Origin of the sequence: Bacillus sp. CH_70 (assembly GCF_038007045.1) — a bacterium.
In the GTDB taxonomy this organism is placed as follows: domain Bacteria; phylum Bacillota; class Bacilli; order Bacillales; family Bacillaceae_G; genus Bacillus_A; species Bacillus_A cereus.
On sequence record NZ_JBBOWL010000001.1, the window covers coordinates 2,765,154 to 2,783,923 of the forward strand.

Genomic DNA, 18,770 nt, shown 5'->3' on the forward strand with positions numbered 1-18,770 from the left:
GGTATTATTAATTGGAGGTACTTTCATATGCATATTAAAGACACTCTCCCCCATCGTTATCCATTTTTAATGACTGATAAAGTAACAAATGTAAAACAAGGTGAATCCGTTACAGGATATAAACTCATTACAAATAACGAATGGTTTATAAATGATAGTCAAAAACATATGCCTCATATGTTAATTGTAGAAGCACTTGCTCAGCTTAGTGCATTTGTACATACAAGTGATTCTGAAGGACTAGGATTCCTCTCCTCTTTAGATGGAGTTGAATTCCAAGGAAAAGCATATCCCGGTGATAAACTTGATTTACATTATGAACTAACGCGCAATCGCCGAGGTTTTGTTCTTGGTAAAGGTATTGCAACTGTAAACGACCAGCCTATTGTAACTATAGAAAAACTATTAATATATCAAGCAGATTAAATTGTTCCTTATATCAGTGGGGAATATCTATTCTCAACCAATTAAAAATAAATAGGAAAACATATTACGTAGTTAGGAGCAGGAAAATGGAACGTACTATCGGTATCGATGCTGGAGGCACATTAACGAAAATAGCTTATTTTAACGAAAAAAGGCTATTAACTTTTGAAAAATTTTATTCGCATGAACAACATAAAATAATAGATTGGATTAAAAGCAACAATGGCATAAAACAAATATGTATTACGGGTGGTAAATCGAAACTATTACAGCAACTGCTTACAGGTTCATATAAAATAATAGAGCTAAACGAATTTGAAGCTACTCTTGCAGGTGTCCAATACATATTAAAAGAAGAAAAACATGCTATACGCAATTTTATTTTAACCAATATCGGTACAGGTACTTCTATCCATTACGTTTATAATGAACAATATATTCGCGCTGGTGGAACCGGAGTTGGCGGTGGGACTATTATGGGACTTTCAAAATTGTTAACAAATATAGATCATTTTGAAGATTTAATCCCTCTAACAAAAGTAGGATCTAGAAAAGAACTAGATATTACGGTTGGAGATATTTATGGTGGTATTCTTTCCCCTATCGATAATAACTTAACTGCTAGTAACTTCGGAAAAGCAACCATTACAGAATCAAATAATAGTAGCTCCGATATACTAGCTACTGTACAAGGACTTGTCGGTGAAGTCGTTACTGCATTAAGCCTTCAATTCGCTGAAACAAAAAACATTGAACATATTATTTATATTGGTTCGACTTTATGTAATAACGTACAACTTCAACATATTATTAGTAGCTACACCGAATATCAAAATAAAACACCAATCTTTTTACAAGATGGTGGTAATAGCGGTGCAATTGGTGCATTACTTCATGCTACGAAATAAAAAGCTGACTTTTGTCAGCTTTTTAGAAATGGCACTTCAAATTCAATAATTGATTCCCCGTTCTCTCCAATTCGCTCCACGCTTATTCTATCAATCACACAATTTAACTTCCCATGAAAACTAGCAATCTCCTTCACTACTTCAGCAGCTAATTCGGCACTCTCTTTTCTTCCGACTGTTACATGCGGGATGTACGGAATGTCTTCTTTCAAAAATTGTAATAAAGGTCCTGTATATAGAATATTATGTAGTTCCTCTATTTGTTCTTTCCCCTTTTCAACTAGTAAAAACAAATATTCTCTTTCACTTGTAATTTGATTCTTAAATTCAATTTCTATATTCTGTATCGGTTTTGATACATTTATAATATGTAATTTCAGCTCATCATTTGAAATCGAACTTTCAAATGGGAATACAATTGTAATATGCGGTGGAATTAATCCAAATAAAGGATCATGTTTTTGCCTAATGTCCTCGATTTCGCTAATGAACATGTTGTTTAGAAAAAGTAAAATTGTACGCATTTTTATCCCCTCAACTTTTCCTCATTATAATATGTATCATATTCTATGACAGCCTGCCCTTCAACAACTTGTTTTGCTTACCTGTAAAAATAAAAAAACTTCTCAAATGAGAAGTTTTCATATAGCATGATTATTATTTTCCCGCCAAACTTTCCTAAACTTTATATAACAGGCAATTCTCCAAGGAAAAATATACGATACTGCAACAACGTAAAATAATAAACCAATCGTTTGTTGATCTAAATCAACGATAAATTGTCTTGAACCATATCTTAAAAAGACAAGTGCAATAAAAGTAATTAAAAAAGCTGCACTTTTTTTCGTATAAATATTCCCATCATCTCTTCGTTCATAATTTGTTAATACTATAAGCGGTACAGCAAAAAGTACACCAATGAATACCGCTATAATTACTTGTAATATAGCTGGATGTACGGGACCTAAAAACCATACAATACCTGGTGTTAAAAATAGTAATGGCCATAAAATACGTTTTCCCGATCCCTTTATTGGCTTATGCATGGAGCGATAACGACGCCAAAATATCAGTAGTGCAATGCATAAAAAGACGGTTATTAGTGAGGACGTGTCTCCCATATATTTTCCTTCTCCCTAAAAGAATAATCTATCACTATTTTAAACTGTTCGTTCAAATGATACTTTACGAATAAATATACTACTAGTTATGATATAAAGAATTGTTAATCCAATTGAAATAACAATAAAATAAGGGATATCTATTAAAGATACATCATTTGTAAATAACAATCCTTTTATCCCTACTTCTCCATACAGCACACTATTTGTTGAAAGGAAAAGCGACCCACCAATCATGAGACCAATCCATTGAAATCTTTGCTTAAAAATTACTACTACTTGAAAGAAACATGCTATCGTAACATAAAATAAAAATTGTAAAATAAACTGTTGTATTAATTGCTCTCCAAAGTTAACATTTACTAAGTTATATTTTATATCTTGTAAAAACAGTATTTGAAGGAATGAAAACAATGCGGATTGCAACACAATATAGCAAATCGCTCCGATAAAATATTGTATTCTCGTTATACCAAATAAAACTGCTAAACGAAATAAATCATCTTGAACAATGAAAACACTCCCTACTATAAAAATCATAATTGCAATTGAAGGATTATTGATAATTTCGGGTAAATAACCAACTTTCGCTTCATTTAAATGAGCAGCATATAAAGCTCCTTTTATTAATAAAGCTACAATCCAAAATATTAAAATTGCTTTATAATGAAAATTTATATGTAACCTCAATTGTTTCATTAACATCGTCATTCCACTTCACCACCAGTCATGTGAATAAATAGTTTTTGTAATGTAATTCTATCAATTACTAAACCTTCTTTTTCAAGAGAGTAACAATCTTCATTAGAAAGCTCTTCCCATATAACAGCAATACCTTTATTCCCATAAATTTCTTTATTTATAATTTTTTTATTAATCAAGAACTCCTCCACTTTACCTTTTTGCCCTGAAATAATATGACCTTGTTGCAATAAATCTTCCACTGTTGATTGAACAACAAGTGCACCTTCTTTTATGATAATTACTTCTTCAATAACATGGGTTACTTCTTCTACCAGATGTGTTGATAATATAATTGTTCTGGGATACTCCCCGTAATCTTCTAGTAGTAAACTATAAAATAACTCACGATGTGCTGCGTCTAATCCTGTAGTTGGTTCATCAAAAATAGTAATTGTCGCTCTGCTTGCTAACCCTTTAATAATTCCTACAACTGTTTGCATGCCATGAGATAGTTTATGGTATTTCTCTGTTATATTAAGCTGAAATTTACCCGCCAGTTCTTCAGCAAACTTCTGATCCCAATTTTTATAAAACATGTTACATATCTTAAAAATTTCTTTTACGCTATAACTTAAATGAGACTCTTCTTTTACTCTAACGAAACAAATATTTTGCATCGCTTTACTATTTTCAAAAACATCTTCACCAAATATTGATACACTTCCACTACTTGAAGTAATTTGTCCTGCTAGTAAATTTAATAAAGTCGTTTTCCCTGCTCCGTTCCTTCCAAGCAAACCATATATTTTATGCTCTTCCAATGAAATCGTTACTTCATTTACAGCTATTTTCTTTTTATATTTTTTCGTTATATCTTTCGTTTCAAGTGCAATCATCCCTCTTTCCCCTCCTTCGTAATCTTTTGAATCATATCCATCAATTCATTTTTTGATATTTCTAGTACTTTCGCTTCTTCCCACACTTTAGGTAAATATTCAGTCATAAAAGTATTTTGTCTTTTTTTTAGTACGACTTCTTTCGCTCCCTTTGCAACAAACATTCCGATTCCTCTCTTTTTATATAAAATCCCCTCATCCACTAATACATTCACCCCTTTAGCTGCAGTAGCCGGATTTATTTGTAACATCTTCGCAAATTGATTTGTCGATGGAACTTGTTCTTCTTCAAGCAATATGTCTTTTAAAATATCAGATTCAATCGTTTCTGCAATTTGTATGTATATTAATTTATTTTGTTCTAGAGTCGGCTTCACATTTTCACCACCTTAGGTTCATAGGTTCATTACTTATGTAATTAACCATATCACATAGAATTATTTTTTTCCATAAATTTCTTTTACAAAAAAAGAGAGTCATTCAATTAAGAATGTCTCTCTTTCTAAAAATTCGAAGTTTCAACTCTTGTTCTCAAATTCTTTTCATTTATACCATTTTGACAAAAATTAAACTGTTGTCCCTCAATACATTTTGTACGATCTACTACTTGCCCTAAATGATAGCTTGTATGCTCAACCAAATGTAATAGACTTTGAAGATCAATATACCTTTTTTCTTCCCAGACCTGTATATATGCTTTGCCCCACTCATCAAATATTTCTTCAACAGTTTTTAACAAAGCTTCAGAGCTTATTTGTTTCACTGGAAAATATTCTTCAATTCCATTTTCAAAAACTATATTTGGATCCTTATAACGCCTTGTATTTCTCTGTAAATGTTCACAAATATGTAGTACGATTCCACCAATTGAATTAACAGAGGTCTCTTTTTTCCACAAATCTTCTTCACTAACGAGCCTAATTGCCTGTACTAATTTAGGTAAATAATGATCCTGCATTCTATGATAAGAAATTTTGTATACTAACTCCATCTTCTCCCCTCCATTATTTCAACTGGCTCACTGGATATTTAGCAAATAAAGATTTCCGAAAATCTTTATCTTCCACAAGCATTTTAATTTTTTCTTCATTGCCGTTAAAGAACTTTATAACTTTATTTTTATCCCATATATCTTTTTCTTTTGGAAAATCATCGAATTCCCTATGCAAAATTGATAACATTTCTTCCCTCGTTATCTTAAAGTTTTTATTCTCTACCTGAAACTCATAACTTTTTGCATTTGGCACTAAAATCACTAAATATATAGCATTAAAGAAAAAATTCTTCTTCATCGTATCCTTCTCATCAAACCAATACGTCTCAATCATTTCTTCTGTAAGAGCCCCACTTTCTTTTGTGCCATAGTTCACTTTTATATTTTCATTTTCTAAACTTATACTTTGAACTGTTCCACCACCGGGTAAATGATTAACAATTGCAACCACATCTGAATTATTACCAACGTATGTCCCAGTATATTTCTTAAAATCATCTGACCTAACATCATATATATCTTTTATTCTTTCTCCGTTAGAACAAGCCGCAATGAATAAAAAAATTGTTAGCATAACGATCATGTTATGATGCATATATTTCATTTAGCATCCCCCATTTTTATCGATATTTCGTTAATTACAATATTTACTTTCAAATCCCTTTTTAAATATACGCATTTTAATCAAAATTAAAAATTTTCATTTTTTATGTTTACAATTATCCATTAATTGTATATACTTACTAACGTAAGAAAAAAATTCTAAAAGGAGGTCGAAGGAAATGATGAAATTACAATTACATGCATTAACTTTAGCGTTAACTGCACCTGTGTTTTCTGGACAATTAAATATGAATTCGACCACCCTAATGGAGAATTGAAAATCGTACTTTATTTCATTTAATTCATAAATTCGCCACAGGAGGTCGTATACTTTCCTGTGGCTTTTTCACGCCCAGCCATAGGAGAACTGTATCTTCCTGTGGTTTTTTTGCGCGATTTTTTAGTCTCTTACATTATTTTTCTAAGAAAGGAGCAACATTCAATGACTATTAGCGTATTGTTTTTAAGTATTACGATTCAAAGAAATACAATTTCTAAAGATGAAATTCTTCATAATGAGCAAATTGAAAAAGCTATGAATGATGTTAAGGAGCGCCAAGCACTTTACTGTGATCACCTGTAATTCCTTTTCGAAAGGAGGAATTCATTTATGACTTTTCATATTTTCTTTTTTACGACTGTGCTTCAAAAAAATACTTTATCTGAAACTGAAATCAATCGTAAACAACAGTTAAAACAACTGACTGATAAAATAACTGACATTAAAAGTTCATACTACACTCAAATGTATTAAAAATATATTTTAAAGGGGTCATATATTCATGAAATTTAAAGCATTCTTTTTAACAATCACCATTCAAAAACGTAAGCTTTCACAGAAAGAGATTTTACGTGAGCAACACATCCAAAGCATTATGGACGAAGTAAAAGAGCGCCAATCTTCTTATTACACTCGTCTTTTCTAAATCACTTATAAAGGGGTCATAAATCTAATGAAATTTAAAGCATTCTTTTTAACTATCACTATTCAAAAACGTAAACTTTCACAGAAAGAGATTTTACGTGAGCAACACATTCAAAACATTATGGACGAAGTAAAAGAGCGCCAATCTTCTTATTACACTCGTCTTTTCTAAATCACTTATAAAGGGTTCATTATCCAATGAAATTTAAAGTATTCTTTTTAACCATTACCATTCAAAAAAATACATTTTCCAAGTCTGAAATGTTTCATGAGCGACAAATTAATCAGGCTATGGATCATGTAAAAGAAAGACAAAGTCATTACTGTAGTCATCTGTAATTTCTTATTACACTCGTTTTTTCTAAATCACTTATAAAGGGGCAATTATCTAATGAAATTTAAAGTATTCTTTTTAACCATTACCATTCAAAAAAATACGTTTTCTGAGTCTGAAATGTTTCATGAACGACAAATTAATCAGGCTATAGATCATGTAAAAGAAAGACAAAGTCATTACTGTAGTCATCTGTAATTCCAATTCGAAAGGAGGAATTCACATATGAAGTTTCACCTTTTCTTTTTAACGATTACAATTCAAAAAGAAACAATATCTCAAAATGAATTAAAACAAGAAAGACAATATAAACAAGTTATTGATGAAATTCGAGATCGTAGAAGCAAATACTACACTCACCTTTAATCGTTTAACTATATAGAATTGAAAGGAGTCGATTATGATGTTGATAGCACGCTGTAAGGAAATGATTTGGATAGTTCAGAGGGATTCCACATAGTTTTATAGAGCTTATATCACACAAGTTTATCACTGAATTTGATGTATAAAAAATATATAATAAAATCAAATCAACCCGCTTTTAATTATTTATTTATAAACAAAAGATACACCACTTAAAAAGCGGTGTATCTTTCTCAGGTTTCACTATTTCCGATTACTTCTCTTTGTCTTAAACAATCTCACTAAGTTCGAAACAACAGTTTTTGTTACTGCATAAACTGGTACTGCTAAAATCATTCCGATGATTCCAGCAAAGTTACCTACCCCTAAAATTAGGATAATAATTGTTAATGGGTGAATGTTTAATTTCGAGCTCATAATACGCGGTGAAATAATATTACTTTCAAACTGTTGTACAATTGTTACGATAATAATTACGTATAAGGCTTGCATCGGAGATACGAACAGTCCTACAATAACAGCTGGTGCTGCCCCAATAAATGGCCCTAAGTTAGGAATGATGTTTGTAAATGCTGCAATAATTCCTAAAACGAAAGCGTACGGTAAATCGATAATTAAATAACCGATAAAAGTAAACGCACCTACAAATATACAAACGAGTGCTTGCCCTTGAATATATGCAGATAATGTTTCGTTCGTTTCCTTAATGATACGAAGCCCCTCTTCACGGTAAGACTCAGGTAATAAACTTACCGCTTTTCCCGGAAAGGCATGTCCATCTTTAAACATGTAAAATAAAATGAACGGTACAGTAAATACAACTAATGCAACGTTCGTGATAATACCAAATAAAGCCGTTGCACTCGACGTAATTGTATTTGGTATATCTTTTAAGTATTCAATCGCATTTTTTTCAATTGTTTCAATGGAAACATAGTTTTGTGTAGATAACCATTCAAACAACCTATGATGTGATAATTCTTGTATGTATACTTTCCCCTCTTTTATGTAGCTTGGCATATTTTTTACTAAGTCCATTAGCTGTTGTGAAATCGTAGGAACAACTACTCCAACGCCAACCGCAGTTAATGTTATGATAAAAAGATATAACAGTAATATCGCTAAATTTCTAGGTACTTTTTTATTCTCCAAAAAGATTAATACAGGATTAAATATGAAGTATAAAAAAAGCGCGATTAAGATTGGGAAAAACAATGTTGATATGAAGATACCAATCGGTTGAAATAAAAATGATATTTTTGTGCAAATAAATATGATTCCTACAACCATTAGCACTTCTAATGTCCAAAAGTGCACTTTTGATTTCAAAAAAAACGGCCTCCTTTAAACTAGCACTTCTATTCATTGTACCAAAATAAGCATGAATTTCACATAATATTTTCCTTTACAATATTCCAAAATACCGATAAATACACTACAATGAGATTACATACAAATTTGCAGGTAAAGGTGATAAAAATGACACAATGCATCATTTGCAGAAAAGATACGAAAGAACTTAGTGAACAATATGTCATTCCAGAAATATTATGTGGATATTATTTCACAAACTCAATTTGTGATACTTGTCATGAACAAATGACAACAAATATTGATCGTCCTTTAATTAGGCATAAATTGAGTCAATTTAAGATTGAACAAATGAAAAGACAAATTGATTCCCCACTCTATACGAATGAGCACGGTGAGGAACTTGCGGCTGCTGAGACTGATGTTGTCGAAGTAAGCGACGAGATTCTTTATTCTAATGCATTAATTATGAAACTATGTAAAAAGCACGATATTTCCTTACATAATGAAATTTGGAAAGAGGAACGTGTAACGAAAGTAGCGAGTTCTATTCAACGTGAATTACTATTAGATAACCGTAAATATAAAATGAGTGTATTAAAAATGGCTTATACATTCGCTGTACAAGCAGTTGATGGCTACTTTGAAGATCAAGATGCAATTGATATTTCTACCATTCTCTCAAATGCAGATTTCGTGGAACTAAAAGAAAAAAGCATTGTACGTGATTTAAGCAAAAGTTCTTTATGGAATACGCTAAATACAAGTAGTGAAAATCATTACTTTATTTTACTTAGCGATAAAGACGGCCTGTTTTGCTTCATTCGTTTGTTTGACATCTTTGATGTTGTCGTTCATTTATCAGAAAAAAGATTTGACCTTCCATCGCCGATTGTCGGTGTAAATAATGTGAATACGCAGAAATTTTATGTCCAAAGTTTAAAACAGTATATGGATGGGCTGTTTAAAGAAAAAGCACCTACTATATAACAGGAACCAGAACATACGGTCTCCTTTCTTGATGAAAAGACACTGTGTTATAATGAGTATGAAAAGAACAATACAATCACATAAACCAATTATAAATTGTATATAAATAAAAAAGACTAGTGTGCGGCTACACACTAGTCCACGTAACTTAGCAGATTGGATTGTTCATTTATCCTATTTGTTTCTTACAAACAAAACAACCCACATTCTATAAGCATAGGTGGGTTGTTATTTTTTGAGCTTGTCTATTAAAACGACGACGAACGTTAACAATGCAACGAGAAACAGTCCACCTTGCAGTAGCAACGCTATTTCACTCACGTATTATCACCCCCCTCCTACTCGGAGAAGTGATAATTGAACAACCAACCGCACCTTAAGTTACCCTTTAATTTTACCATATTTTCTAATAATTTACGATGAAAACCCGCAAGCGAATAACTTGCGGGTTTTTTATCCCGTATTAACAGGCAGTGAACAAAATAAAGCAATAAATATGTGAAACTTTATTTCTCACTATTTTTTTAATGCATATGCATCAGCAACCATTTCACCAACAATTTTATTTTCTTCTTTCTTCTCGTCTTTCAATAATGGGAATAACAATTCTGCGACCTCATACGCTTCTTCTAAATGCGGATATCCTGATAAAACAAACGTATCAATTCCTAACGATTCATATTCTTTTATCCTTTCTGCTACTGTATGTGGATTGCCTACAAGTGCAGTACCTGCCCCACCTCTTACAAGTCCGATTCCAGCCCATAAATTAGGGCTTATCTCTAACGACTCTCTCGTACCTTTATTTAAATGTGTCATCCTCTTTTGACCAACCGAATCATATCTTGCAAATGTCTTTTGAGCAAGCTCAATTGTTTCATTATCCACATATTGAATTAAACGTTCTGCCTCTTCCCACGCTTCTTCTTCTGTTTCTCTTACAATTACGTGTAATCTAATGCCAAATCGTACTATACGCCCCTTCTCTTCTGCAAGTTTTCTTACTTCTTCTATTTTCTCTTTCACTTGCTCTGGTGGCTCTCCCCACGTTAAATATACATCACTATGTTCAGCTGCTACTTCTTTTCCAGCAGCTGATGATCCTCCGAAATATATAGGAGGATATGGTGTTTGAACTGGCGGGAATACAACTTTACTATCTGTAACTTGAATATGTTTTCCTTCTAAAGAGATCGTTTCACCTTGCAATGTCGATTTCCAAACCTTTAAAAATTCATCCGCTGCTTCATATCTTTCATCATGCTCAAGATATAATCCATCTCCTTGTAGTTCAACTGGATCTCCTCCAGCTACTACATTAATAAGTAGTCTCCCATCTGAAATTCTATCAAATGTAGATGCCATCCTCGCTGCAACTGTAGGTGACATTAGTCCTGGTCTCAATGCTACTAAAAATTTTAGTTTTTCCGTTTCAGCAGCAAGAGCTGAAGCTAACACCCAAGGGTCTTCACATCCTTGACCAGTTGGAAGTAAAACACCCGTATATCCTAAATAATCAGCTGCCGCAGCAACTTGCTTATAATAACCATATTCAGCTGCTCTTCCTCGTTTTGTCGTTCCTAAATATCGACCATCTCCATAAGCCGGAATAAACCATAATAATTCCATACCTTTACACACCCCTTATTTATTTTGAAACGTATACTAACAAATTCTATATAAATTACCCCTAATAATTTATATGTTAATTCCCAGTCTCACCTTTAAAATTATCTCGCCATCTTAAAAACTTCACTTCTAGTAAACGTACTAGAGAGTCAGAAAACTTCCCAACAAATGCAAAGATAATTATGCCGACAAATACGATATCTGTATTTGAAAATTGCCTTGCATCCATAATCATATAACCAATACCTTCTGTAGATCCCATAAGTTCTGCTACTACTAAACTCACCCATGCAACACCTAACGATAACCTTGCTCCTAGTAAAAGGTTAGGCAATGCAGATGGTAAAATTAGTTTCGTAATTAGTTTTCTTTTGCTGAACTCTAACACTCTCGCAACATCAAATAACTTTGAATCCACACCTCTAATACCTAAAAATGCGTTTACGTATAAAGGAAAAAATGCACCATCTGCAATTAATAACACTTTCGATGTTTCACCAAAACCGAACCATAATACGAAAAGCGGCGCAACAGCTAAATGAGGTACAGTTCTTAACATTTGCACAGATGGGTCTAAATATTGCTCACTTCTCGTTGAAAATCCAACAATTGTTCCTAAAATGATTCCTAAGCCCCCACCAATAAAGAAACCAGCCGCAGCCCTGAATACACTAATACTTAAATGGCCGAATAACTCTCCTGTTTTAATAAGCTCTTGGAAAGCTAGAAAAATATCTAATGGTGTTGGTAAAACTGTTTTAGAAACAAGAACGAATACGCCAGCCAACTGCCAAATTATTAATATAATAACCGGTATAGTAATCGCCCTTACTAAAACTTTTACATTTAACTTTCGTACCTTCTTTATGCCATTTTTCTTAATCGTTATACTCGCTGGTTTCATAACAGCTTTCGTATTTTCCACTTTACAAAACCTCTTTTCACTTCGCTTTCAATGCTTTTTCTACGAAAGAATTATCTACAACTTTTCCCGTCTTAATTTCTTTCTTTATAGAACCGATCTTATATTGAAAATCCGCTGTCTTTTGTTGTTCTGCTATTATTTCCTTCGTTACCGGAACTAAAATTGGTTTGTCGTGATTAAACACTTCTTTTACAATCTCTGCATCTATCTTTTTTACAGAAGTGTACACTTTTATTGCTTCATCTAAGTTAGCCTCTTGCCATACACGTGCTTTCTCATAAACTTTGAGGAATTTCTCAACTAATTCTGGATGTTCTTTCGCAAATTTTGTCCTCGTAATTAAAAATTCTGGTGAAGAGACATTTAATGTTTCACCGTCTGCAATCACCTTCGCACCTTTATTTAACGTATGTAATGATATGAAAGGGTCCCAAATCGCCCATGCATCTACTGATCCTGATTCGAATGCAGGCTGCGCTTCATCTGGTTGTAATTGAATGACATTTACATCTTTTACATCAATACCTTCTTTATCAAGCGCTCGATATAATAAATTAAAGGCACTACTTCCTTTTGCTACTGCAATTTTTTTACCTTTTAAATCTTTTACACTCGCAATCTTGCTATCTTTTTGAACGAGAATTCCAGTTCCTTTTCTCGCATAACTTGTATTGGCGATTTCGGTAAATCCAATACCTGCTGCTTGCGCTGAAATGACTGGAGAATTCCCTACTTCACCAAAGTCTAACCGGTTTGATGCGATTGCTTCAAAATAAGGAGGTCCACTTTGGAACTCTGTCCATTTCACTTTAACTCCTTCTTTTTTAAACTCCTCTTCAAACCATCCCTTTTTCTTTGCTAGTAATAGTGGGCTTAATCCTTGCTGTATACCAATTTGTATTGTTACATCTTCTTTCTTACTACTTACTGTACTTTTTTCACATCCTAATAAAAATACTGATATAGCTAAAGCAAAAGAAAGAATTTTAAATTTTTTATACATATAAAATCACCCTTTTCCTATATACTTGTTTGAATCAACCCTCCATATTCAAACTGCTGTAATACTTTCGTTCGAAGTTGTTGGAACGATTGAGAAGTTTTATTTCGCGGATAAGGCAAATTATTTTCAATCACTTTATGTATTTTCCCTGGTTTTGCACTCATAATGATAATTCGGTTTGAAAGATATATCGCTTCATCTATATCATGTGTAACGAATATCATTGTTGTTTTCTTCTGCTCCCAAATATTCAGCAATACTTCTTGTAAATGACTTCGAGTAAAAGCATCCAGCGCTCCAAAAGGTTCATCAAGTAATAATACATTCGGATCTCTTAATAACGCTCTCGCTATCGCAACACGTTGTGACATCCCGCCTGAAATTTCTTTCGGATACGATTTTTCAAAGCCATCTAACCGAACGATTTCAACCCATTCTCTCACCTTATCTTTCACATATTTATCTTTTAACGACAAATCTGCCGCTATATTTTCTTCAACTGTTAACCATGGAAAAAGCCTATGCTCTTGAAAAATAAAACCTTGTTTCTTGCTCGTTTTTAAGATAGGCTCCCCGTCAATAATAACTTCACCTTCAAAATCATTATCTAGACCTGCAACAATTTTTAGTAATGTACTTTTTCCGCACCCACTCGGACCAATTACTGTAACAAAATCCCCTTTCTCTAATTGAAAATTAATATTCTCTAGCACTTGAACCGTACCAGTTTGTTTCAAAAAATATTTTGATACCCCATCAATTGAAACAGTCATTTCTTCCCCTCCTTAAAATGATTCATATAAATGAACAGATTCAGTATTTGTGCAATAAAAAAACCAAAGGCATTTTATCTGTTGATAAAATGCCTTTGGTTTCTCCAATCAGCAATACGTTATGGAATTAAGTACATATTATACAAATATTTCCGATAAGTCAACTAGGTTTTATTAAAACATACATATGATTTGTTTGAACATTTTACTTTTGTTTATTTAAACGATATCGTTTACTTACTATTTTTTCTGATCTTTAATCCACTGTAACCAATAAGAAAACTCACACGCTAAATGCATTTGATGGGATTTAATTAGACTATTAGGACAAAGGGCTGGGAACTCAACAACTAGACTTACTTCTATCCCTGTATCAGTATCTTTAAATTGATGTCGAACTCCACCAATAGTAGTACCATCTTTCATACGTGCAACACCTGTTGATTGGTATTGATAAGATTTATCTCTTGGTGTTTTCAATCCAGTTTCGTCACCAAAAACAATGAAAAATTGAACTGGAAACGGAGAATTACCAGTAGTTTCGATAACCTCTAATTCATTTTCCCCAAAGGGTCTTAGTACATAGTGATCAGGACAAGCAGATAAATTCACTTTGTTATTTTCACGTGATTGTTCAAGCATCAAACTATCAATTCCATGTATAGCTACTTCTGCTGTAATCCCGTCTAAATAAATACTAGTTTTCGAAATTTTTCGTCTATCACCAGATAAAAGAGTACAGATACGCATACCTATTGCACTTAATCTAAGTTTTGATTTCAACTTTTCGTACATTTCATTGTATGTATATCGCAACTTTATTTCCGTTAGCTGTTTTATCATGACGTCTGTATCATTTATTTCAAGCTCTTTATGTCCTAATGTATATAATACTTTTTTTATCCGTTCTCTTTTCCATTTTATAAGTTGCTCTTGTGAGATATTATTTCCATTGATAATAATTTTCATAAACTTTCTCCTTCCTTTTGATTGTATCGTAGTGTAGTTAATACTAAATTAACCATTTCATGTTTTGTATCTAGATTCAATTTTACTTCTGAATGAGCAATACTGCTAAGACCGTATAGAATAAACCCAGAAGCTAATAATGAGTTATCAGTATAAAAAACCCCTATGTTTACTCCCTCTTCAATTACTTGTCTAATTAACGGTTGCATACGTGTGAATAATTTCTGTTCCAGTTGAAAATGTTGTTCCGTCTGAAACGAGCTCACATTTTTATAGGGTGCTAACTTTTCAATAAATGTCCAAAATATATCTAGTGAATCTTTCATCTTTTGCATGACAGACCGTTCATTTGAAACAAGTATTTCTTCAATTAACTCCATATTTTTCACAATACAGTCATTTAAAACTTCATCAACAAAATTCTCTTTAGACTTGAAGTAATAATAAAATAAGCCCGTTGCTACACCTGCATGATTCACAACATCTTTTATGCTAAATCCTTTCATACCATTTTTCATATATAGTTCAAAACCAATATCCATTAACTCTTGGCGTCTTACATCTGGTTCTTTTGATATTCTTTTCATACGTCATCTCCTACAATGTTTTCACCACGACTGAATCTGATTCAATCATAAACGACTGAACTTGATTCAGTCAATATTATTTCATAAATTTTAAATCCATTTAATAACTAAGCAACAAAATTTCTACCAAAAAAAGTAATCTCAAGAAATATGCTACTAACCTTAGATTTATCAAAAAAGTTAGACCATATAACTTGAGACTACTCATTTCCATTCAAAATATTTATGTAATTAAATTTTAGTTCTTCTGCACCCTGGCTGTCTCCAAAACTATTTGTGGAAGCTCTTTTTGAATGATTTCTTTCAGTCCATAAAGAGCTTTCTTCACATAACCACCTTCGAAATTCCCTAATGATTCTGGTAATTCATCCTCATCTAATATGAAGTATTCTCCATTAGGAAGTACCATAATATCGATGATTAAATCTTCGAAGGAAACCACTTCGTCTTTTATTTGTGTATTTTTTACGATATTAAAATAGGAACCTAAATACTTCCCTTTTATATCTCTCCATACGTATAAATTGTACGGACGATCTTTCCAATAATATGCGATTGTATAACTTCCTTTTGGGATTGTTAACTTAGTATCTTTTGCAGTCATTGTAAATGAATACTGCACCTCGTGAAATAAAACGATACTTTGTGATTGCTTTTCAAGTAATAAACAATTGTGATCTACTATTGTTGAGTTATACCGGATTTTTCTTTCTATAATTTCACTTTTCGATGTAAGTAACTTATTCATTATTTTGTTTCCCCTTATACTAGTTCTATCCTCAATTATATCCACTTATCTAACGATAAAGAAGTATATAGTTTTTTATATAATGATTTATACAAGTACACAAGAAAAACTCCTTCTTATTTAGAAAGAGTTTTTCACTATCCATGTTTCATATTTTTTCACTTCTAACGGAAGCTTATTTGTTTTTATGTAACTAACAGCACTATTACTCATGTTTTAACTTTTCCTTAACCGCATCATAAAATTTTCGTTCTTCATCAACATTTAAGTGCACACGACTTACTGTTTTAGAAAATCCATATAACAACTGTGCTTTCACTGGCTCTTTTAATGTTATTTCAAAAGTAGCAGGTTCTTTTATGAACTCCATAACAGTTGCATCCAATACCTGTTTCCCTTCTTTTGCCGTTAGCAATTCATCACCCTTGTAGAACGCAATATTATCAATTTGTGTAAATGGTATAACAATTTTCTTTCCTAATCCAATTTGAATGATTACTTGTTCTTCTGTTACGTTAAGTGGATTTTTACGCATCGCTTGTATTTCAGCTATAAAATAAATCATCGCGTATACATTTAAAATAAGTAAAATCCATGCTATTACTGGATTCCACTGGTGTAGCAAATAATGAAAACCAATACTTTCTATTAAGGTCGCATGGATGATCATGATATATACACCTATTGCACCAGTCTTTTTGTGATATGAGTATACGTATTCACCTTCTGGTACTTTTTCACGCCACGATAAAAATGCATAATAGATTAACTTACACTCCGTTACAATGATATCTATTAATTTATTTCTTTTCATAGTAGCGTCAAACGCAGCATCAATTGCATAAGAAAATGAAGAGTACTCACTTTTATATTCTTTATATTTTTTTATTATGGTAGGAAGCTTTCTAACAATTTTATATAGAATGAATAACTCTAAACATACAAAAGCAATTTCTCCTGCAATTATAATATAAGAAACGTATGAAAAATCTTGTAAATAGTCACTTGGAATAATAAATCTTGCAAAAATATAACCAGCTATTACAACAGGAACTATATACGTTAACGAGTACCTTTTTCGAATAATGAAGAAATACGTGATGATTGGAATGACAAACATGCAATCTAATAATGACCCAAGTACAACTTCTTTCGGCGCAGCTGGTACTATTGGAAGAGCATACAATAAATAGTTTGATAGCATAATTAAAGAGACGAGTCCAATCCAAATACCTTTTCGCCTTCGCGATAGTGTAACATTCATACGTTCACTCCTTTATTTAAAAACCTCATTTAAGTGGTCTTTATAAAATGAAATGGCACGTTCAAATTCTTTTACTTCCTCTACTTTCACGACAGTTTCAAGTAATAATTTCATCGCTGACTCGTGATCGTTTACGTTATATTTTGCTAATGATAAAAATACTTTCATCGGATCGTTCTCTGGGAATTTTTTCACCCCAGCTTCTAATACTGTAATTGCCTTTTCATATTCCCCTATACAACGATATGTACTTCCTAGACCAATATAAGCACCGCAAAGGGATTCGCCATCAAGTCCATTTGCGATTGCCTGCTCATAATACGGAACTGCTTCTGTTTCTAGCCCCATTACATCATGTATCCACGCACACTGATACAGTACTTCTGCATCCTTTGTAAAGTTTGTTAATCCTATAAGCATCTCTTTAGACTGCGCATATTTCTTTTCGTTTCTAAGTTTAATAGCTTGCTTTAATAAATGTTCCATAGAATCCACTCCTCACCAATTATTCTGTGTATAGCTCTTGATTGATATACGCTTCACATTCGTGTAAAAGTAAAATTCCCACCAATTAAAGTTTCGCTTACTTATTACTATGCGGATTCATTCTTATCTAAAAACTTAATTTTAAAAAGCAGTGACACGATTACATAATACTTCTAAGCTTTTGACAATTTCTTTCGCCGTTTCATCTTTTCCATTACACAACTTCCCTTTACCATCCTGTCCAATTACATAATGTACAGCTCCACGCGAATATAAAGAATGTGGTGAATTTGCAATCATTACATTCGCCCTTGCTTCTTTCATTCTATTTTTCGCTCTTGCAAACAGTTCTTCTTCATTTAAATCACTTTCAAGTTTAAAACCAACAAGTACTGTTTCTGGGTCCCATTCTTTTATTTGTTTTAATACTTTTGGAGCCTTTTGAAAGTGAATAATCGGTGCTATATCACTTGAAATTTTTCCGTCCATATTAAGAACATTACCATCTTGATCACAAATTTTCTCCACAATCCAATCTGATCCAGCCGCTGCCATAATAACCGCATCAACCTTTTCATGTGTGACGATACTTTTCATTTTATCTTGTAAATCAACAATTCCTTCAAATGGATGTAATTCTAACCCTCTATGTACATCGCTCGGTTTCTCCGCAAAATAACCGTGCAAATATATAACATGTGCCCCTTTAGCTATAAGTTCTTCTGCGATTATCCTTCCGATTGTACCTTTAGCCATATTCGTATGCCCGCGTACTTGATCCCATTTTTCTAGACAACCACCGCTCGTAATTAATACCTTTTTCCCCTTCAT

29 protein-coding genes are annotated in these 18,770 nt (G+C 32.5%); 10 read left to right on the forward strand and 19 right to left on the reverse strand.

Annotation, left to right across the window (positions count from 1 at the left end; all coding sequences use genetic code 11):
• Positions 1–27 precede the first annotated feature (27 nt).
• Both N2V79_RS14070 and coaW read left to right on the forward strand, forming a co-directional pair.
• Positions 28–426, forward strand: coding sequence for a 3-hydroxyacyl-ACP dehydratase FabZ family protein (locus tag N2V79_RS14070; RefSeq protein ID WP_065484095.1), 399 nt, complete (start codon positions 28–30; stop codon positions 424–426).
• An 86-nt stretch (positions 427–512) separates the two neighbouring features.
• The gene (gene coaW / locus N2V79_RS14075) at positions 513–1,334 is read left to right on the forward strand and encodes a type II pantothenate kinase (RefSeq protein WP_242806248.1); all 822 of its coding nucleotides are present in this window, start codon (positions 513–515) and stop codon (positions 1,332–1,334) included.
• A 14-nt stretch (positions 1,335–1,348) separates the two neighbouring features.
• Here the strand turns inward: coaW and N2V79_RS14080 are convergent, their stop codons facing one another.
• The 7 genes from N2V79_RS14080 to N2V79_RS14110 form a co-directional block, all read right to left on the reverse strand.
• Complete coding sequence (locus tag N2V79_RS14080) at positions 1,349–1,858, reverse strand: 2'-5' RNA ligase family protein (RefSeq protein ID WP_069355794.1); 510 nt, start codon at positions 1,856–1,858, stop codon at positions 1,349–1,351.
• 117 nt (positions 1,859–1,975) lie between these two features.
• Entirely contained in the window at positions 1,976–2,455 is a 480-nt protein-coding gene (locus tag N2V79_RS14085) for a CcdC family protein (protein ID WP_000502963.1), read from the reverse strand.
• Between the two features lie 39 nt (positions 2,456–2,494).
• Positions 2,495–3,166: a DUF4052 domain-containing protein gene (locus N2V79_RS14090; RefSeq protein ID WP_197242595.1), complete on the reverse strand. Its 672-nt coding sequence runs from the start codon at positions 3,164–3,166 to the stop codon at positions 2,495–2,497.
• Positions 3,163–4,035 carry an ABC transporter ATP-binding protein gene (locus tag N2V79_RS14095; protein WP_242806246.1) on the reverse strand — a complete coding sequence of 291 codons (873 nt, stop codon included), beginning with the start codon at positions 4,033–4,035 and terminating at the stop codon, positions 3,163–3,165. The genes N2V79_RS14090 and N2V79_RS14095 overlap by 4 nt, the downstream gene beginning before the upstream one ends.
• Positions 4,032–4,412 (reverse strand): GntR family transcriptional regulator, encoded by a 381-nt coding sequence (locus tag N2V79_RS14100; RefSeq protein WP_053564185.1) that lies wholly within the window; start codon positions 4,410–4,412, stop codon positions 4,032–4,034. Before N2V79_RS14100 ends, N2V79_RS14095 begins: the two co-directional genes overlap by 4 nt.
• Positions 4,413–4,537: 125 nt before the next feature.
• Positions 4,538–5,026, reverse strand: a complete 489-nt coding sequence (locus tag N2V79_RS14105; RefSeq protein WP_197242597.1) for a DinB family protein — start codon at positions 5,024–5,026, stop codon at positions 4,538–4,540.
• Positions 5,027–5,039: 13 nt separating this feature from the next.
• Positions 5,040–5,633 carry a DUF4825 domain-containing protein gene (locus N2V79_RS14110; protein ID WP_197242598.1) on the reverse strand — a complete coding sequence of 198 codons (594 nt, stop codon included), beginning with the start codon at positions 5,631–5,633 and terminating at the stop codon, positions 5,040–5,042.
• A gap of 441 nt (positions 5,634–6,074) precedes the next feature.
• Between N2V79_RS14110 and N2V79_RS14115 the strand changes: the two genes are divergently transcribed.
• The 7 genes from N2V79_RS14115 to N2V79_RS14145 are packed head-to-tail and all read left to right on the forward strand — an operon-like array spanning position 6,075 to position 7,257.
• The gene (locus N2V79_RS14115) at positions 6,075–6,215 is read left to right on the forward strand and encodes a YrzI family small protein (RefSeq protein WP_000156193.1); all 141 of its coding nucleotides are present in this window, start codon (positions 6,075–6,077) and stop codon (positions 6,213–6,215) included.
• A 27-nt stretch (positions 6,216–6,242) separates the two neighbouring features.
• Positions 6,243–6,386 carry a YrzI family small protein gene (locus tag N2V79_RS14120; protein ID WP_000142729.1) on the forward strand — a complete coding sequence of 48 codons (144 nt, stop codon included), beginning with the start codon at positions 6,243–6,245 and terminating at the stop codon, positions 6,384–6,386.
• A gap of 28 nt (positions 6,387–6,414) precedes the next feature.
• Complete coding sequence (locus tag N2V79_RS14125) at positions 6,415–6,558, forward strand: YrzI family small protein (RefSeq protein WP_000668965.1); 144 nt, start codon at positions 6,415–6,417, stop codon at positions 6,556–6,558.
• A gap of 27 nt (positions 6,559–6,585) precedes the next feature.
• Positions 6,586–6,729 (forward strand): YrzI family small protein, encoded by a 144-nt coding sequence (locus N2V79_RS14130; RefSeq protein ID WP_000668963.1) that lies wholly within the window; start codon positions 6,586–6,588, stop codon positions 6,727–6,729.
• 26 nt (positions 6,730–6,755) lie between these two features.
• A complete protein-coding gene (locus N2V79_RS14135) occupies positions 6,756–6,896 on the forward strand; it encodes a YrzI family small protein (protein ID WP_000669810.1) in 141 nt (46 codons plus the stop codon).
• A 52-nt stretch (positions 6,897–6,948) separates the two neighbouring features.
• Positions 6,949–7,089 carry a YrzI family small protein gene (locus tag N2V79_RS14140; RefSeq protein ID WP_090977759.1) on the forward strand — a complete coding sequence of 47 codons (141 nt, stop codon included), beginning with the start codon at positions 6,949–6,951 and terminating at the stop codon, positions 7,087–7,089.
• A 27-nt stretch (positions 7,090–7,116) separates the two neighbouring features.
• On the forward strand, positions 7,117–7,257 hold the full coding sequence (locus N2V79_RS14145; RefSeq protein ID WP_000668497.1) for a YrzI family small protein: 141 nt from the start codon (positions 7,117–7,119) through the stop codon (positions 7,255–7,257).
• 240 nt (positions 7,258–7,497) lie between these two features.
• On the opposite strand, the gene N2V79_RS14150 is transcribed toward N2V79_RS14145, so the two are convergent.
• Complete coding sequence (locus N2V79_RS14150) at positions 7,498–8,583, reverse strand: AI-2E family transporter (RefSeq protein ID WP_000837894.1); 1,086 nt, start codon at positions 8,581–8,583, stop codon at positions 7,498–7,500.
• Positions 8,584–8,733: 150 nt separating this feature from the next.
• On the opposite strand from N2V79_RS14150, the gene N2V79_RS14155 reads away from it, so the two are divergent.
• A complete protein-coding gene (locus tag N2V79_RS14155; RefSeq protein ID WP_000189714.1) occupies positions 8,734–9,555 on the forward strand; it encodes an HNH endonuclease in 822 nt (273 codons plus the stop codon).
• 228 nt (positions 9,556–9,783) lie between these two features.
• On the opposite strand, the gene N2V79_RS14160 is transcribed toward N2V79_RS14155, so the two are convergent.
• From N2V79_RS14160 to N2V79_RS14210, 11 genes are all read right to left on the reverse strand, one after another.
• Positions 9,784–9,876, reverse strand: coding sequence for a putative holin-like toxin (locus tag N2V79_RS14160; RefSeq protein WP_001289320.1), 93 nt, complete (start codon positions 9,874–9,876; stop codon positions 9,784–9,786).
• Between the two features lie 195 nt (positions 9,877–10,071).
• The gene (ssuD, locus tag N2V79_RS14165; protein WP_242806244.1) at positions 10,072–11,184 is read right to left on the reverse strand and encodes an FMNH2-dependent alkanesulfonate monooxygenase; all 1,113 of its coding nucleotides are present in this window, start codon (positions 11,182–11,184) and stop codon (positions 10,072–10,074) included.
• A 76-nt stretch (positions 11,185–11,260) separates the two neighbouring features.
• Entirely contained in the window at positions 11,261–12,109 is an 849-nt protein-coding gene (locus tag N2V79_RS14170; RefSeq protein WP_075719658.1) for an ABC transporter permease, read from the reverse strand.
• A gap of 16 nt (positions 12,110–12,125) precedes the next feature.
• Positions 12,126–13,112, reverse strand: coding sequence for an aliphatic sulfonate ABC transporter substrate-binding protein (locus N2V79_RS14175; protein ID WP_242806243.1), 987 nt, complete (start codon positions 13,110–13,112; stop codon positions 12,126–12,128).
• 17 nt (positions 13,113–13,129) lie between these two features.
• Positions 13,130–13,885, reverse strand: coding sequence for an ABC transporter ATP-binding protein (locus tag N2V79_RS14180; protein WP_000218578.1), 756 nt, complete (start codon positions 13,883–13,885; stop codon positions 13,130–13,132).
• Between the two features lie 240 nt (positions 13,886–14,125).
• Positions 14,126–14,854 carry a hypothetical protein gene (locus N2V79_RS14185; RefSeq protein ID WP_078401536.1) on the reverse strand — a complete coding sequence of 243 codons (729 nt, stop codon included), beginning with the start codon at positions 14,852–14,854 and terminating at the stop codon, positions 14,126–14,128.
• Positions 14,851–15,441, reverse strand: a complete 591-nt coding sequence (locus N2V79_RS14190; RefSeq protein WP_098678969.1) for a TetR/AcrR family transcriptional regulator — start codon at positions 15,439–15,441, stop codon at positions 14,851–14,853. Before N2V79_RS14190 ends, N2V79_RS14185 begins: the two co-directional genes overlap by 4 nt.
• Before the next feature lie 238 nt (positions 15,442–15,679).
• Complete coding sequence (locus N2V79_RS14195; protein WP_001037889.1) at positions 15,680–16,189, reverse strand: DUF402 domain-containing protein; 510 nt, start codon at positions 16,187–16,189, stop codon at positions 15,680–15,682.
• A gap of 205 nt (positions 16,190–16,394) precedes the next feature.
• Positions 16,395–17,453: a hypothetical protein gene (locus tag N2V79_RS14200; protein WP_069355799.1), complete on the reverse strand. Its 1,059-nt coding sequence runs from the start codon at positions 17,451–17,453 to the stop codon at positions 16,395–16,397.
• 12 nt (positions 17,454–17,465) lie between these two features.
• Positions 17,466–17,939 (reverse strand): tetratricopeptide repeat protein, encoded by a 474-nt coding sequence (locus N2V79_RS14205; RefSeq protein ID WP_000400637.1) that lies wholly within the window; start codon positions 17,937–17,939, stop codon positions 17,466–17,468.
• 141 nt (positions 17,940–18,080) lie between these two features.
• On the reverse strand, positions 18,081–18,770 hold the full coding sequence (locus tag N2V79_RS14210) for a phosphopantothenoylcysteine decarboxylase domain-containing protein (protein ID WP_098127898.1): 690 nt from the start codon (positions 18,768–18,770) through the stop codon (positions 18,081–18,083).